Below are 14,710 nucleotides of genomic sequence, written 5' to 3'. Positions count from 1 at the left end.
CCGATCAACTGATCCAGCGGCAGGCCGACCAGAAGCCCGAGTTGCTCGTTGCCGTCGATGATCAGGCCATTTTCATGCATGACAATCGCCTCGAACGTGGCATTGGCCAGCGCCGCGACACGGTCGGATTCCTCCTGATCGCGGATCAGTGACTGCAGCTCGCTGCGCCCGCGTTCTTCCTGCTGGATCGTATCCATCAGGCTGTTGAACAGCCGCGTCAGCTTTTCCGCCTCATCGCCGGGATCGACCGTCAGGCGGTGGCTGAGATCGGCGGTCCCACCGACCAGCTCGGAGAGTGCATCCTCGACATGGCCGACGCCAAGCCGGGTTCCATGTTCGGCGATGTTGAGGCCGATCTCCTCAACAGGCGCGGAAACGCGGATCTGGATCAGCCGGTCGAGCGCGTAGAAGAACGCATAGCCCAGTCCGAATGACCAGTAGAAATTCAGCGCCGAGCCGAAGACCTGGACATAGAGCTGGCCGAGGCGACTGCCGGCGGGAAGGTGTTCGACCGGAGCCAGAAGGGCCAATGCCAAAGTGCCGGCGACGCCGGCGAAGGCATGCACGCCGATGGCCCCGACGGCATCGTCCACCTTCATGTATTCTTCGACGAACTGATTGCCGTAGACGGCGACAGCCGCCCCCAGCGCGCCGATCAGCAGCGCCCCGCCCGGCTCAAGCACATGGCATCCGGCGGTCACGGCAACCAGCGCCCCCAGCATGCCGGCAAGCGATTTTTCCGGCAGCACGACCCCGTCCTGCTTGAAGCCCAGCAGATAACCGACACAGGTTCCCATGCCGCCGGCCAGAACCGTGTTCATGATGATCGGCGCCACGTCGAGCGAGGCCTTCAGCGTCGAGCCGCCGTTGAAGCCGATCCAGCCGAAGAACAGGATCAGCGCCCCTGTCGTGGACAAGACGGGGTTGTGGCCGGCAATGCGCACCGGCCGGCCATTGGCATCGAAACGCCCGAGCCGCGGCCCGAGCACCATGCAGGCTGCGAGAGCGATCCAGCCGCCAGTGGCATGCACCACGGTCGAGCCGGCAAAATCGACAAAGCCGAGATTGGCGAGAAACGCGCCGGAATTGGGTCCCAGCGCCGTGCCCCAGGCCCAGTGGACAAAGATCGGGTAGATCAGCGCCGACAGCACGATCGAACCGAAGACATAGGCGACGAGCTTCATGCGCTCGGCCACCGCCCCCGAGACGATCGTGGCGGCGGTGCCGCAGAACATCACCTGGAAAACGAAGAAGCCGGCGACCCAGCTGTCGGTTTGCTGCAGGAAAAACAGGTCGCCATCGACGCCAAAGGGTAGCCAGCCGGTCTTGCCGAAGGCCAGCATGAAACCGACAGCGGCAAAGGCCACCACGCCGAAGACAAAATCGAGCAGGTTCTTCTGGGCGACGTTGATCGAGTTTTTCGACCGGACCATGCCGGCTTCCAGCAGCAGGAAACCGACCTGCATCATCATGACCATGCCGGACGCGGCCATCAGCCAGGCGAGATCGGCCGGATTGTAGACAGTGGCGGCCTGATCGTCGGCCGCAAAGGACGGTGTTGCGACAAGAGCAGCCAGAACAGCTCCCAGGCAAGACGGCAAAATGGTCGATCTGACAATCGAAAAATTGGAAAACACTTATGGAACCCGGAAAATTGAGCCGGGTTCATTTGATGGCAGAGAATTTAACAATGCGTGTGTGCCGGTAAACCTTTTTTCACCAAAAGAAGGTTTTTTTCCTCAGGCGCTGCGCTTTTCCTCGCCGTCGGCGAAAAGCGCCTGGCCGTTCTGATCGACGATCTGCTGCGCCTTGCGGAACGTGCATTCGAGCGCGTCATCGAGGGAGGAAAAATGTCGGCCCGAATGAAGGTGCGCTCGAGCGTGCGCCCGGAAACCTCCTTCACGATGCGGCCGGCCAGGCGATACTGGCTACCCTCGCGGATCGGCTCGGCATGGATGAGGCAGTCCTTGTAGACCTGCGGCTCGGCAACGGGTGCCTTGGCCGCGTCGGATGTGGAGCCGCCGGTGAAGATCGAAAGGATGCGCGCGATAATCGAGGTCATGTCCGCTCGATAGCACAGCTCGCGCCGATGAGAAAGCCGATGTGGCGAATTGGGCAAGGGCTGGGGCCAGGCTTCGGCAAGGCTTGGTCAAGGCTTGGTCGATGATGCGGAGCGACGACATGCCCATCCGGGTCGCGCGCCGCTGGACTTCCGTCCCGGCATGGGAGAGGCTGGTGCGGAGGACACTATCGATGAGACTGTTCATGGGTATACTGGCTGGCATCCTTGTCATCGTCGCCATCCTTGTAATCGTCTACCGCCTGCCGCCACGGCTCGACCTGGAACGCGAGGCGGCCTTTGCCGTCGGCCAAGGCCTCAATGGTCAGAACACCGATGATCGCGGCATTGATGAGGTCGAGGCCTATCTGACTGCGGCCGAATCGCGTTTTACCGGTCTTCGCAAGGGTCTCGGAAAACAGGTGATCTGGGCTGATCCGGCGGTCAAGGCGAAGACGGCCCTGTCGGTGATCTATATCCACGGCTTTTCCGCCTCGTCCGGCGAGCTTCGCCCGCTGCCCGATCTCGTCGCCAGGGCGCTCGGCGCCAATCTCTACTATACCCGCCTTGCCGGCCACGGGCTCGATGATCCGGATGGCCTGGGACAGGCGACCCTCAGTGACTGGACCGCCGACATGGCCGAGGCTCTGGCGATCGGTCGCGTCCTCGGCGACAAGGTCGTGGTGATCTCGACCTCGACCGGCAGTTCGCTGGTGACCTGGGCACTGGCCCGCCCTGCCCTTGGCCGGGATATCGCGGCTACCGTGTTCATCTCGCCCAATTACGGTCTGCGGACCTTCGGCAGCTTCCTGCTCACCGGTCCCTTCGCCGGGCCGCTTGCGCATCTGCTGATCGGCGCAAGGCGCGGTTTCGAGCCGGTCAACGAGCAGAACGCCTTCAACTGGACGACCGACTATCCGGTCGAGGCACTGATCCCGATGGCGCAGGCGGTGCGGCTGGCACAGCACACCGACGTCAACGCGATCAAGGTGCCGGCTTTGTTCATCTATTCGGCTGAGGACAAGGTGGTCAGCCCCGATGCCACGGCCGCCGTTGCGGCGCGCTGGGGCGGACCGCATGCGACGTTCGATCCCGGCCCGAACGGCGACGCAAACAGCCATGTGATCGCCGGCGACAGCTATTCGCCGCAGACCACCCAGCCGGTCGCCGACCATATCATCGGCTGGCTGACAGCCTTGCCGGGCCTCAGATGATCAGGTTCGCCAGGATCTCGTTTTCGGTAATGTCCTCGAAGCCGAGACCAGCCTGATCGAAACGGGCAAAGAGGTCGGCGAAATTCTCGCGCTTGCCGGTCTCTATGCCGATCAGGATCGAGCCGAAATTGCGGGCCGACTTCTTCAGATATTCGAAGCGGGCGATATCGTCTTCCGGGCCGAGCAAATTGAGGAAGTCACGCAGGGCGCCGGGGCGCTGCGGCAGGCGCAGGATGAAGTATTTCTTCAAGCCCGCATACCGCATGGCGCGTTCCTTGACATCCGGCAAGCGGTCGAAATCGAAATTGCCGCCGGAGACGACGGCAACAATGGTCTTGCCGGCAATGCGTTCCGGCGGCAGCAGATCAAGCGCTGCGATCGACAGGGCGCCGGCCGGTTCAAGCACCACGCCTTCGACATTGAGCATCTCGGTCATGGTCACGCAGATGGCATTTTCCGGCACGATCACCACCTGATCGGCGGCAAAATGCTTCAGTGCCGCAAAGTTGTGATCGCCAATGCGCGCGACGGCGGCACCGTCGACGAAATTGTCGACTTTGGGCAGTGTCACCACTTCTCCGGCTTCGAGGCTGCGGCGCAGGCTGGGGGCGCCGGCCGGTTCGCAAAACATCATGTTGTCCGCCGCGATGCGGCCTGCCAGATAGCCGGTCATGCCCGAAGAAAGCCCGCCGCCGCCCACCGGCATGACAACCAGATCCGGCGTGACGCCCTCCGGCAATTGCTGGACCATTTCGGCCGCCACGGTTGCCTGGCCCTCGATGATGTCAAGGTGGTCGAAGGGCGGCACCATATAGCCGCCGATCGCCTCGACATGTTCGCGGGCTGCCGCATAGCACTGGTCGAAAATATCGCCGAACAGGCGGATGGTGATGAACTCGCCGCCAAAGGTGCGGGTCTTGTCGATCTTCTGCTGCGGCGTGGTCACCGGCATGAAGACGACACCCTGGACGCCGAAGTGACGGCAGACAAAGGCAAAGCCCTGGGCATGATTGCCGGCGGAGGCGCAGACAAAGGTCGTGCTGGCCGGGCTGTCGCCGACGATCTTGCGCAGGAAATTGAACGCGCCGCGAATCTTGTAGGAGCGGACCGGGGTCAGGTCTTCGCGCTTGAGATAGATATTGGCCCCATAGCGGGCGCTCAAATGATCGTTGAGCTGCAGGGGTGTTTCGGGGAAAAGGCCACGCATGGCTTCCAGCGCGGTCTCGACTTCCTGTGGCGTCACGAGGTCCATCCGTTGAATTTTGATCTGCCTCCCGCTATGGCATAGACAACAGGCACTGACAAAGCTTCTTTGCAGTGCAACCAAACGGAAGAAATTCCTTGAATACCAATCTCCTGCGCACCCTGGTCTACATCGCCGCTCTCTGCGGCCTCTATCTGTCGACGGCCATGCTCGTGCCGGCGATGGTCGATCTCTACTTTGGCGACGACAACTGGTCGGTGTTCACCGTATCGGCGGCCATGGTCGGCGGCATCTCGCTGACGGCGGCCATGGCGACACGCGGTCCGCCGCCGGTATTCTCCAAGCGCATGGGCTTTTTGCTGGTCAACGTGCTCTGGGCGGTGTTTTCCGTTGTCGGCGCAATCCCGCTCTATTTCGCCGACCTCGACCTCAGTTTTGCCCAGGCGCTGTTCGAATCGATTTCCGGCATCACGACGACCGGCTCGACCGTGCTCAGCGGGCTCGACAGGATGGCGCCGGGAATCCTGATGTGGCGCTCGCTGCTCGCCTGGCTCGGCGGTATCGGCATCGTCGCGCTCGGGCTCTTCGTCCTGCCATTCCTGCGCGTCGGCGGCATGTCCTTCTTCAAGATGGAATCGTCTGATACCGGCGATAAGCCCTTCGCCCGGCTCGCCACCTTCACCCGTGCCTTCATGGCGGTCTATGTCGGTATCACGCTCGCCTGCATCATTGCCTATGACTTTGCCGGCATGAGCCATTTCGATGCGATCACGCATTCCTTCTCGACCGTCGCCACGGCCGGTTTCGGCAATTACGACAATTCCTTCGCCTTCTTCGACAGCAATGCCATCCTGTGGATCTCGACCTTCTTCATGACGGTATGCAGCCTGCCGTTCTCGATCCTGATCGTGTTTGTCATCCGCGGGCGCCTGGATGCGCTGCGCGATCCACAGATCTTTATCTTCCTCGCCTATGTGGTCGCTTTCGCTCTGGCCGGCGGCATCTACAACCATTTGCGCAACGGCATCGATCTGCCGACCGCGCTGACGCATTCCTTCTTCAACTTCACCTCGATCCTGTCGACCACCGGCTTCGCCAGCGAGGACTACACGCTGTGGGGGCCGTTTGCCGTCACTGCCGCCTTCTTCGCCACCTTCATGGGCGGCTGCTCGGGCTCGACTGCCGGCGGCATCAAAGCCTACCGCTTCATCATCCTGTTCAACCTGATCGTCACGGGCCTGAAAAAGCTGATCTATCCGAATGCCGTCTATTCGGTGCGCTACGGCAAGCAGACGGTCGATGCGGAAACCCAGCGTGCGGTTTTCCTGTTCTTTTCCGCCTACATATTCATCTGGGTGATCGGCAGCATGGCCATGGCGCTGCTCGGCTATGACTTTGCCACGGCTACCTCCTCGGTGATCACGGCGCTGTCGAATGTCGGACCCGGCATCGGGCCGTTGATCGGCCCGGTCGGCAATTTCGCCATGATGAACGACCCGGAACTCTACGTCCTGTCACTGGCCATGCTGCTTGGCCGTCTCGAAGTCCTGACCATGCTCGTGCTTCTCGTGCCGATCTTCTGGCGGTCCTGATCGCTGCCTTGGTGTCGGCCAACTTGCCGCTACATTGACCGGTCCGGTGGCGTAAAACCGCCATCGATCTTACCGCAAACTTGACGGCCGAGCCTGGATCTTTCCAAACTCGGCCGATGCGCCAGCTGCAGGAGAATCACATGACCGTCTCGAAACTCGCCCGTCTGTCCCAAGTGACGGCTGCGCAGATGATCGCCCTGATGCTGGCGGCGACAGTCGAGGCAGGCCCGCTGCTCGACGGCGCCAGCGAGGCCGAGCGCAAGGCGGCTGCGGGCGATGCGCGCGGCGCCTTTATCGGCCTGCATCAAAGCATGGCAAAGTTTTCGGCGAGCCTGCCGCTTACCGTACCCCGCGCGCTTTTCGTCAGTGAAAAGCCGACCGGTTACGGCGCCTACACACCGAAAAAGGAACCGATCTTTGACAGCGGCGAACCGCTGATCACCTATCTCGAGGTGGTCGGGCTCAAATGGCGCACGCTGGAGGATGGCCGCAAGCAGTCGAATTTCAGCGTCGATCTGGAGCTGAGCGACGACAAGGGCAAGACGCTGGCATTGAAGAAGGATTTCGGCAGCTTCACCTTCACCGGCCATGTCGAGGCACAGGAGATCTACACCCACCTGACGCTCGATGTCGCGGGGGCGGCCCCCGGCGCCTATATCCTGCGCTACACCGTCAACGACATCATCGCCGAGCGTTCGACGCCCTTCGAGCAGCACTTCACCGTCAGCGACAAGAAATAGCGCCGCGCCCCTTCCGCGCGACCGGGCAGCCGCGCAGATCCCGTGCGCCAGCCCTCAGTTGGCCATGGTCGAGCGATGCGCCCAGCCGGTCATGCGGCGCTCGATCCAGGCCATAAGCGTATACATGGCGATGCCCTCGATCGCCAGCATCATCAGGCCGGCAAAGACCAGCGGCACGTTGAACTGGCTCTGGGCGGAACTCATCATGTTGCCGAGCCCGTAGTTCGAGGCGACCGTTTCCGAGACGACCGAACCGACAAAGGCCAGCGTTACGGCAATCTTCAGCGAGCCGAAGAAATAGGGCATCGAACGCGGAATGCCGACCTTCAGCATGATGTCGATCTTCCTGGCGCCGAGCGCGCGCAGCACGTCCTCCGTCTCCGGCTCGATCGTGGCAAGGCCGGTGGCGACATTGACGACAATCGGGAAGAAGGAAATCAGGAAGGCAGTCAGCACCGCCGGCACCGTGCCGATGCCGAACCAGATGACCAGGATCGGCACCAGCGCCACCTTGGGGATGGCGTTGAAGCCGATCATCAGGGGGTAGAGCCCGGCATAGATCGTCTTCGACCAGCCGATGAACAGGCCGAGCCCGAGGCCCGCGACGACGGCAATCAGGAAACCGAGCGTCGTGGTGTAAAGCGTCTGCAGCGAGTTCTTCCAGATCGGCGACCAGTATTGCACGATCGCCTCGAACACCCGCGTCGGGGCCGGCAGCAGCGTCTGCGGCAGGGCAAAGACAATGACCGCAAGCTCCCAGATGACGAACAGGCCGAGCGTGTAAAGGAAGGGGGCCGCCCGGACCCAGTTGATCCGCTCGCGAAGCGGCTTGACCAGCGGTCGGGTCGGCACAGTCTCCGATGTCACGCTCATGCCACCACCCTCGCCTTGGCAATTTCCCCATGCAGCACATGCACCATGTCGTTGAAGGCCCCGTCATACATCAGGTCGATGTCGCGCGGCCGGGCAAACGGCACGGTGTGTTCCTTGACGACGCGGCCGGGTCTCGCACTCATGACAAAGATACGGTCGGCGAGAAACACCGCCTCGCGCAGGTCATGTGTGACGAGCACGATGGTCACCCCTTGCGCCGCATGCAGGTCACGGATGACGCACCAGAGCTCCTCGCGGGTAAAGGCATCGAGCGCACCGAAGGGCTCATCGAGCATCAGGAGTTCCGGCTCGTGGATCAGCGCCCGGCAGAGATTGGCGCGCTGCTGCATGCCGCCCGAAAGCTGCCAGGGGAATTTCGAGCCGACACCTTTCAGTCCGACGATCTCGAGCAGGCTTTCCGCCTTCTCGATGTATTCTCGTCTGTTCGCCCTAAGTCGATGGCGATGGCGCTCGACGATCTCCAACGGCAGGAGGATGTTTTCCAGCGTCGTGCGCCAGGGCAGCATGGTCGGGTTCTGAAAGGCCATGCCGACGATCGAGACCGGTTTCGTCACCTGCTGGCCACCGACGATGACGACGCCCGCTTGCGGGATATGCAGGCCGGTCACCAGCTTCATCAGTGTCGACTTGCCGCAACCGCTTGGCCCGACCACGGCGGCAAACTCGCCCTTGGCGACGCGCATCGTCAGGCCCGAGACGGCCAGCGTGCCATCCGCGCCGCCATAACGCATGTCGACATTGTCGATGGAAACGAGGTGGGACATGGGGGCTTCTCTCTGTGGGTCACGTGTGCTTGGCGGGCGGGTTGCCGAGGCGACTGCCCCTCATCCGCCCTGCCGGGCACCTTCTCCCCGCTTGCGGGGAGAAGGAGACTCGTGGCGGCCTCTCCGCCTCCCTCCGGCCTTGAGCGGGGCACGTCCCCTCGCCCCGTTTTACGGGGAGAGGGTTAGGGTGAGGGGCAGACCTCGGTTACGGCAGCATGCGTTCTTCCTTGGCCGGCAGGAACGAAGCGTCGAAGACCTGTTCGGCCTTGACCGCGCCCTTCAGCCCCATCGACACTTTCAGCGTCTCGATCGAGGCGGCAAGCCTTGCCGGATCGACGCCGCCGAAACCGTTCTCGATGACGTAGGGCGTCTTGATGTTCATGGCATTGGCCATTTCAAGACGTTCTTTCTCGATCTCGGGATTGAGCGTCTCGTTGCGTTTCAGGACGGCAGCAACGCCCTCTTCCGGATTGGCGACCGCATCGGCAAAACCCTTGGCGAGCGCCTTCAGGAAGCCCTTGACCGCGTCCGGGTTCTCCGTGGCGAAGTCGGTGTTGACCAGAACGCTGTTGCCATAAAGATTGAGGCCATGTTCGGCCATCAGGATGGTGGCGATATCCTCGGCCGGCACGCCCTGCGCCTTGAGATTCAGGATGACCGAGAAGGCGAAACCGAAGACGGCATCGACGTCGCCCTTGGCAAGCATCGGTTCACGCACCGGAAACCCGATCGATTCGATGGTGATCTTGCTGTCATCGATCTTGGCGACGTCCTTGAAGGCCTTCCACTGGGCAAAGGCGCCATCCGGCGGCGGGGCGCCGAGCTTCTTGCCTTCCAGCGACTTCGGGTCTTCGGTGACGCCGAGCGCCTTGCGGCCGACGACCGCAAAGGTCGGGCGCTCATAGACCATCATCACGGCCTTGATCTTCTGAGCCGGATCCTCGTCGAGGAACTTGATCAGCGAATTGATGTCGCCGAAGCCCATCTGGTAGGCACCGGTCGCCACGCGCGGGATGGCCTCGACCGAACCATTGCCCGAATCGATCGTCACGTCGAGGCCTTCGGCCTTGAAATATCCCTTGTCGAGCGCCAGCAGGAAGCCGGCGGCAGGCCCTTCGAACTTCCAGTCGAGGGTGAACTTGACCGCCGTTTCGGCATGAGCCGCCGTCACCGGCAGGACCAATCCGGCCGCAAGGCCCATTGCGGCGGAGATACCGACCGACATGGCAGTGGACAGGGCAGCGGACAGAACCGTCGCTGCGAAAGTGCGTCTCTTGATCATCAACCCATGCTCCCCGTTTTTGCTGTTCTGCCCATCAAAAACAAGTTTGTGCTGCAGCGCAAGCAAAGATTGCTCAAACTTTCGTCAAGTTTTGGACTGATTGTTTTTTGATCAACTCACAGATACCGGCAAGGTGCCGGCAAGATCCCGCCCGTGCCTGGCCGAGAGCGCAATCTTGCCGCAACCGGCATCGAACGGGCTTGAAGTTCGACGGGGTCCCTGACAATATTGTTGCATCAGTCAACCAATTTGGATGTTCGGCATGACAATCGCGACCCCCTCGACCGTGGAAACCGTGCGTTCGGCTGCGCGTGCACTGGTGCGCCGGCTCGGCTTTCTCGGCGACGACCTGGCCGAAAGTGGCCTGCCGGCATCGGCCGTTCACGCCATGATCGAGATTGGCGCAGCACAGCGCCAGGCACGCCGCCTCACGGCGAAGGACCTGTGTGGCCTGCTCAGCCTTGAAAAATCCAGCGTCAGCCGGATGTTGCGCAAGCTGGTCGAGGCCGGACTGCTGCAGGAACAGCCCGACGACGAAGATGCGCGCGCCAAGCAGATTTCGCTGACACCGTCCGGAGCGGCCAAACTGGCGCAGATTGATGCCTTTGCTCGGATACAGGTCGAAACCGCCCTCGCCCGGCTGACGCCGACGCAGGGCGTGACCGTGACGCAAGGGCTGCAGCTCTATGCCGAAGCCCTGTCGCCAGAGCCGGACAATCCGCTCTCTTCCTCATCCCCTTTTCCTCTGGCCGAGATCGCCAACGGCTACCGACCGGGCCTGATCGGTCGTTGCAGCGACATGCATGCGCGCTACTACGCCCGCACGGTCGGCTTTGGCCGCGAATTCGAAGCGATCGTCGCCACCGGCCTGTCGGAATTCTGCACCCGCATCGAACATCCGGACAATGAAATCTGGACCGCCATCGCCGACGAAAAGATCGTCGGCACGATCGCCATCGACGGCGAGGACCTGAACAGGCACGCATCTCCCAGCCATATACCCGGCGAAGTCACCGGCCATGCCCCCCGAATTGCCCATCTGCGCTGGTTCATCGTCGATGACGGCCAGCGTGGCAGCGGCCTCGGACGATGTCTGCTCTCGGCCGCCCTCGCCTTCGTCGACGCCCGGGATTTCGCCGAAACGCATCTGTGGACCTTCCGCGGCCTCGATGCGGCCCGCGCACTCTACGAGGCACACGGGTTCGTGCTGGCAGACGAAACTCCCGGCCGGCAATGGGGCAGCGAGGTGATGGAACAGAAATTCGTCAGGGGCAAGCAGACGGCCGTTGGTGCGGGCGGCGGGGGTCGAACCCGCACAGCCGAGGCCGAGGGATTTTAAGTCCCTTGCGTCTACCAGTTTCGCCACGCCCGCAACTGCGCCCTGTTTCATCCACTTGACGATTGTCGTCAAGGGTCGTTGGTCACGTCACGGTACGCTGGAGCGGACTTTGTCAGTTGATCTTGCGATCGGTGAACTCGACGCCCAGTTCACGCGCCGTTCGCCAGCGCACATGGCAGCCATGGGTGGTGCCGTCTTCAAAGCGCAGCTGAAAATCGGCCGGAATATCGACCGTCGATTCGAACTGCACCTTGGCACCGGCTTGCGACAGGTTGCGCACCATGCAGTCAAAGGTCGAATGGCCGCCAGCCAGAATGGCGCGGCCGGCCTTGAGTGCGCGGGTGCGGGGTACGTCTCTTCGTTCCTGTTCCATGGCAAAGGCACCTCGCATTGATGTTGTGCCCGCCATCTATCGCAGATCGGGTTTAATCGCTGCTGAAGCCAATCAGTCGGATCTTAACGATCGGAAACATTGCAGCAAAAGAGGGCGGGAAAATCCCGCCCTCGATGCATCGATTTGACAATGATCAAGCCAGACTGGATCAAGCCAGTCTTGCGGCGATCAGGCCAGCTTGGCAGCCAGCTTGGCGACATGTGCGCCCTGGAACTTGGCGGCCTCCAGTTCGATCTCGGACGGCTGGCGCGAGCCGTCGCCATCGGTGATCGTCGAGGCGCCGTAAGGCGAGCCGCCCTTGACCGCTTCAACGCCCATCTGGCCCTGGAAGGCGTAAGGCAGGCCGGCGACGACCATGCCGTGATGCAGGAAGGTCGGGATGAAGCCGAGGATGGTGGTTTCCTGGCCGCCGTGCTGGGTGGCCGACGAGGTGAAGGTCGAGCCGAGCTTGCCAACCAGCTTGCCGGAGAACCACAGGCCACCGGTCTGGTCCCAGAAATTGCGCATCTGCGAGGCGACCGTACCGAAGCGGGTGCCGGCGCCGACGATGATCGCGTCATAGCCTGCCAGTTCGTCCACCGTTGCAATTTCGGCCTTCTGGTCCATCTTGAAATGCGAGGACTTGGCGACCTCTTCCGGAACCAGTTCCGGAACGCGCTTGACTGTCACGTCGGCACCGGCCGACTTGGCGCCTTCGGCAACGGCATACGCCATGGTTTCAATGTGACCGTAGGACGAATAGTAGAGAACCAGAACCTTAGCCATGACGTATCTCCTGTTGGATGTTGCTGGACTGTTGTCTTGCTGGGCGGTGTCGCCGCCCCGTATTCGATGGGTTGAGATCTAACGCAATCTGTCGCGCAGACCAGCCACGTCAAGAGGAACGCAGTGTTCACTCAAATTGCACTTACCCTTCTCAGAACGTTCACAAAGCGCTAGATTTGCCGATTGTTGCCGATACCAGCGCGTCGCCTCCCGGGTTATGGCCCGGGGTCTCGCCCCACCAGACTGACAGGATCTCCATGAGCCCCACGATCAAGACCGCCGGCATGCTCGCCATCGGCGACGAACTTTTGTCCGGCCGGACCAAGGACAAGAATATCGGCCATCTCGCCGATCTTCTGACGGTTGCCGGCATCGACCTGAAGGAGGTGCGGATCGTCGCCGACGAGGAGGACGCCATCATCGAGGCGGTCAATGCGCTGCGCCAGCGCTACGACTATGTCTTCACCTCGGGCGGCATCGGCCCGACCCATGACGACATCACCGCAGACAGCGTGTCGAAAGCCTTCGGCGTGCCCTGCGTGCACGATCCGGATGCAATGATGCTGCTCGGCAACATGTATGCGGCGCGCAACATGGATTTCACCGAGGCACGCCAGCGCATGGCCCGCATGCCGCAAGGCGCGTACCATATCCCCAATCCGGTCTCGACCGCCCCCGGCTTCATCATCGGCAATGTGCATGTCATGGCCGGCGTGCCTCAGGTCTTCCAGGCGATGATCGCGCATGTCATCGAAACCCTGCCGACCGGCGCCAAGGTGCTGACCCGCGCCATCGCCTGCCCGTTCGGCGAGGGCGATATCGGCACCTTGCTCGGGCAGATCCAGAAGGCCCATCCGCTGACCTCGATCGGCTCCTATCCGCAATTCGACGGCAAGCGCTTTTCGACCGAGCTTCTGGTGCGCGCCCGCGACGAGGCGGCACTGGATGCGGCGGCTGCCGATGTCGCCGCCATGGTGGTGCAGATTGCCGCGGAGAAGGAGGCCCTGGCAAAACGCGATCTCGGCACCGGCGAGGTCGCCTGACGACAGAGCCCGAGGTGACACGCATTGAAGATCATTGTTCCGTTTTGCCATTTGACCGATGTCAAAGCGGAACTTGATCTTGACGCGCATAGTTTTCTCATGCGGACATTGCATAAGGACCGCGTGAGGAGACGACCATGGGTTATCGGACACTTCTTGCCATATTGGACACGCCGAACACGACGAAGCAGGTCACCGATTTTGCGGTGGCGCTCGCCAACCAGTTTCAGTCGCATGTGATCGGCGCGCATGCCGAGGCGATTGCCATGGTGCCGCTGGTGGCGCCGATGGAAATCCCCGATCCGGCCACCATCCAGGCGCTGCAGGACATGGCGCATCAGGAAACCGAGAGCGTCGAGGCGCTGTTCCGCTCGATCGCTATCCGCGAGGGCCTGTCGCATGAATGGCGCAGCTTCGTCACCTCGGCCGGCCTCAACTCCGCCGCCCTGATCGACAGCGCCCGCTCCACCGATCTGGTGATCGCGCCGCAGAGCGAACATGGCCTGCTGTCGGAAACACGGGCCGAGCTCGAGAGCTTCCTGTTCGAAAGCGGCCGCCCGGTGCTGCTGGTGCCGCATATCCTGAAAAGTCCCAAGCCGATCAAGCGGGTTATGGTCGCCTGGAACGGCTCGCGGGAAGCGGCGCGCGCCACCTTCGATGCCCTGCCCTTCCTCAAGGCAGCCGACGAGGTCGAGGTGTTCAGCGTCGACCCGCCGGAAAACAGCATCCAGACGGCCGCTGTCGCCGGTGCCGAGATCGCGTCGACCCTTGCCCGGCACGGTGTCCGGGTCACTGTGGCCACGTCGGAGCAAAGCGGCCTTTCGCCGGCCATGGCGATCGAAAAACGGCTGTCGGACAGTTCCATCGACCTGCTGGTCATGGGCGCCTACGGCAACAAGCGCTGGTGGGAGGTGCTGTTCGGCGGCGTCACCCGCACGGTGCTCGATTCGATGACGGCGCTGACGCTGCTGTCGCGCTAGACCCTCCGGCCGGTGGCAAATTGTCCGGGCCTTGCCATGCGGCAGGGATTCCGGCTAATAGCAGCGGCCATAGACCAGTGCCCGATCAGGGCGGCATTCGCGCGGTATAGCGGGATCCCGAAAGTGTCTGCGGCGTCCGCAACGGATCCGCTCCCGTTTTCGGAGACCGAAGCCGCGCGAAACGCATTTCGGGCATTGTCCCGACATGCAACGCCTCCCCGGCTCCGGTTTTGAACGCCGCTTGTGTCGGCGCCCGAAAACCTTGTCTGCGGAGCCTTGCGACATGTCTCTTCCCGATAAAGCCTTTCCCGTATCCTGGGACCAGTTCCACCGTGACGCGCGTGCTCTTGCCTGGCGCCTTGCCGGTCTCGGCCAGGAGTTCCGCGCCATCGTCTGCATCACCCGTGGCGGCCTGGTGCCGGCGGCGATCATCTCGCGCG

The 14,710-nt window shown here is 62.3% G+C and carries 12 protein-coding genes, 1 tRNA gene and 3 pseudogenes; 7 read left to right on the top strand and 9 right to left on the bottom strand.

Annotation, left to right across the window (positions count from 1 at the left end; translation table 11 throughout):
* The coding region (locus tag PDO_RS01745; protein ID WP_007597042.1) for an ammonium transporter at nt 1-1,637 on the bottom strand (1,637 nt) is incomplete at its 3' end.
* 102 nt (nt 1,638-1,739) lie between these two features.
* Nucleotides 1,740-2,062 (bottom strand): annotated as a pseudogene (locus tag PDO_RS01740) (HlyU family transcriptional regulator).
* A gap of 191 nt (nt 2,063-2,253) precedes the next feature.
* On the opposite strand from PDO_RS01740, the gene PDO_RS01735 reads away from it, so the two are divergent.
* Nucleotides 2,254-3,273, top strand: coding sequence for an alpha/beta hydrolase (locus tag PDO_RS01735; RefSeq protein WP_007597038.1), 1,020 nt, complete (start codon nt 2,254-2,256; stop codon nt 3,271-3,273).
* On the opposite strand, the gene ilvA is transcribed toward PDO_RS01735, so the two are convergent.
* Nucleotides 3,266-4,516, bottom strand: coding sequence for a threonine ammonia-lyase (gene ilvA, locus PDO_RS01730; RefSeq protein WP_037072301.1), 1,251 nt, complete (start codon nt 4,514-4,516; stop codon nt 3,266-3,268). The two genes, PDO_RS01735 and ilvA, sit on opposite strands and share 8 nt — an antisense overlap.
* Before the next feature lie 98 nt (nt 4,517-4,614).
* On the opposite strand from ilvA, the gene PDO_RS01725 reads away from it, so the two are divergent.
* Nucleotides 4,615-6,069: a TrkH family potassium uptake protein gene (locus PDO_RS01725; RefSeq protein WP_007597033.1), complete on the top strand. Its 1,455-nt coding sequence runs from the start codon at nt 4,615-4,617 to the stop codon at nt 6,067-6,069.
* A gap of 140 nt (nt 6,070-6,209) precedes the next feature.
* Nucleotides 6,210-6,809, top strand: coding sequence for a hypothetical protein (locus PDO_RS01720; protein WP_007597030.1), 600 nt, complete (start codon nt 6,210-6,212; stop codon nt 6,807-6,809).
* Nucleotides 6,810-6,863: 54 nt separating this feature from the next.
* Here the strand turns inward: PDO_RS01720 and PDO_RS01715 are convergent, their stop codons facing one another.
* The 3 genes from PDO_RS01715 to PDO_RS01705 form a co-directional block, all read right to left on the bottom strand.
* Nucleotides 6,864-7,682 carry an ABC transporter permease gene (locus PDO_RS01715; RefSeq protein WP_007597028.1) on the bottom strand — a complete coding sequence of 273 codons (819 nt, stop codon included), beginning with the start codon at nt 7,680-7,682 and terminating at the stop codon, nt 6,864-6,866.
* Complete coding sequence (locus tag PDO_RS01710) at nt 7,679-8,467, bottom strand: ABC transporter ATP-binding protein (RefSeq protein WP_007597026.1); 789 nt, start codon at nt 8,465-8,467, stop codon at nt 7,679-7,681. The genes PDO_RS01715 and PDO_RS01710 overlap by 4 nt, the downstream gene beginning before the upstream one ends.
* A gap of 205 nt (nt 8,468-8,672) precedes the next feature.
* On the bottom strand, nt 8,673-9,692 hold the full coding sequence (locus PDO_RS01705) for an ABC transporter substrate-binding protein (RefSeq protein ID WP_037072298.1): 1,020 nt from the start codon (nt 9,690-9,692) through the stop codon (nt 8,673-8,675).
* Nucleotides 9,693-10,002: 310 nt separating this feature from the next.
* On the opposite strand from PDO_RS01705, the pseudogene PDO_RS26610 reads away from it, so the two are divergent.
* Nucleotides 10,003-10,908: pseudogene (locus PDO_RS26610) on the top strand (GNAT family N-acetyltransferase); the annotation flags it as partial.
* Between the two features lie 128 nt (nt 10,909-11,036).
* Here the strand turns inward: PDO_RS26610 and PDO_RS01695 are convergent.
* The 3 genes from PDO_RS01695 to wrbA form a co-directional block, all read right to left on the bottom strand.
* A tRNA-Leu gene (locus PDO_RS01695) sits at nt 11,037-11,121 on the bottom strand.
* Nucleotides 11,122-11,200: 79 nt separating this feature from the next.
* A complete protein-coding gene (locus tag PDO_RS01690) occupies nt 11,201-11,461 on the bottom strand; it encodes a PilZ domain-containing protein (RefSeq protein ID WP_007597020.1) in 261 nt (86 codons plus the stop codon).
* Between the two features lie 189 nt (nt 11,462-11,650).
* Entirely contained in the window at nt 11,651-12,247 is a 597-nt protein-coding gene (wrbA, locus tag PDO_RS01685; RefSeq protein ID WP_007597016.1) for an NAD(P)H:quinone oxidoreductase type IV, read from the bottom strand.
* 257 nt (nt 12,248-12,504) lie between these two features.
* Here wrbA and PDO_RS01680 point away from each other — a divergent pair, with 257 nt between their 5' ends.
* The 3 genes and pseudogenes from PDO_RS01680 to PDO_RS01670 all read left to right on the top strand — a co-directional run.
* Nucleotides 12,505-13,290 (top strand): competence/damage-inducible protein A, encoded by a 786-nt coding sequence (locus tag PDO_RS01680; protein WP_007597014.1) that lies wholly within the window; start codon nt 12,505-12,507, stop codon nt 13,288-13,290.
* Between the two features lie 137 nt (nt 13,291-13,427).
* The gene (locus tag PDO_RS01675; protein WP_007597012.1) at nt 13,428-14,270 is read left to right on the top strand and encodes a universal stress protein; all 843 of its coding nucleotides are present in this window, start codon (nt 13,428-13,430) and stop codon (nt 14,268-14,270) included.
* A 283-nt stretch (nt 14,271-14,553) separates the two neighbouring features.
* Nucleotides 14,554-14,710 (top strand): annotated as a pseudogene (locus PDO_RS01670) (xanthine phosphoribosyltransferase); the annotation flags it as partial.

It is taken from the genome of Rhizobium sp. PDO1-076 (assembly GCF_000247475.1).
In the GTDB taxonomy this organism is placed as follows: domain Bacteria; phylum Pseudomonadota; class Alphaproteobacteria; order Rhizobiales; family Rhizobiaceae; genus Allorhizobium.
This window is presented reverse-complemented; position numbering and strand designations above follow the sequence as displayed.

Coding starts and splice junctions, on each gene's coding strand:
- PDO_RS01735 (WP_007597038.1), top strand. CDS start 2,254: ATGAGACTGTTCATGGGTATACTGGCTGGCATCCTTGTCATCGTCGCC.
- PDO_RS01720 (WP_007597030.1), top strand. CDS start 6,210: ATGACCGTCTCGAAACTCGCCCGTCTGTCCCAAGTGACGGCTGCGCAG.
- PDO_RS01715 (WP_007597028.1), bottom strand. CDS start 7,682: ATGAGCGTGACATCGGAGACTGTGCCGACCCGACCGCTGGTCAAGCCG.
- PDO_RS01710 (WP_007597026.1), bottom strand. CDS start 8,467: ATGTCCCACCTCGTTTCCATCGACAATGTCGACATGCGTTATGGCGGC.
- PDO_RS01705 (WP_037072298.1), bottom strand. CDS start 9,692: ATGTCGGTCGGTATCTCCGCCGCAATGGGCCTTGCGGCCGGATTGGTC.
- PDO_RS01690 (WP_007597020.1), bottom strand. CDS start 11,461: ATGGAACAGGAACGAAGAGACGTACCCCGCACCCGCGCACTCAAGGCC.
- wrbA (WP_007597016.1), bottom strand. CDS start 12,247: ATGGCTAAGGTTCTGGTTCTCTACTATTCGTCCTACGGTCACATTGAA.
- PDO_RS01680 (WP_007597014.1), top strand. CDS start 12,505: ATGAGCCCCACGATCAAGACCGCCGGCATGCTCGCCATCGGCGACGAA.
- PDO_RS01675 (WP_007597012.1), top strand. CDS start 13,428: ATGGGTTATCGGACACTTCTTGCCATATTGGACACGCCGAACACGACG.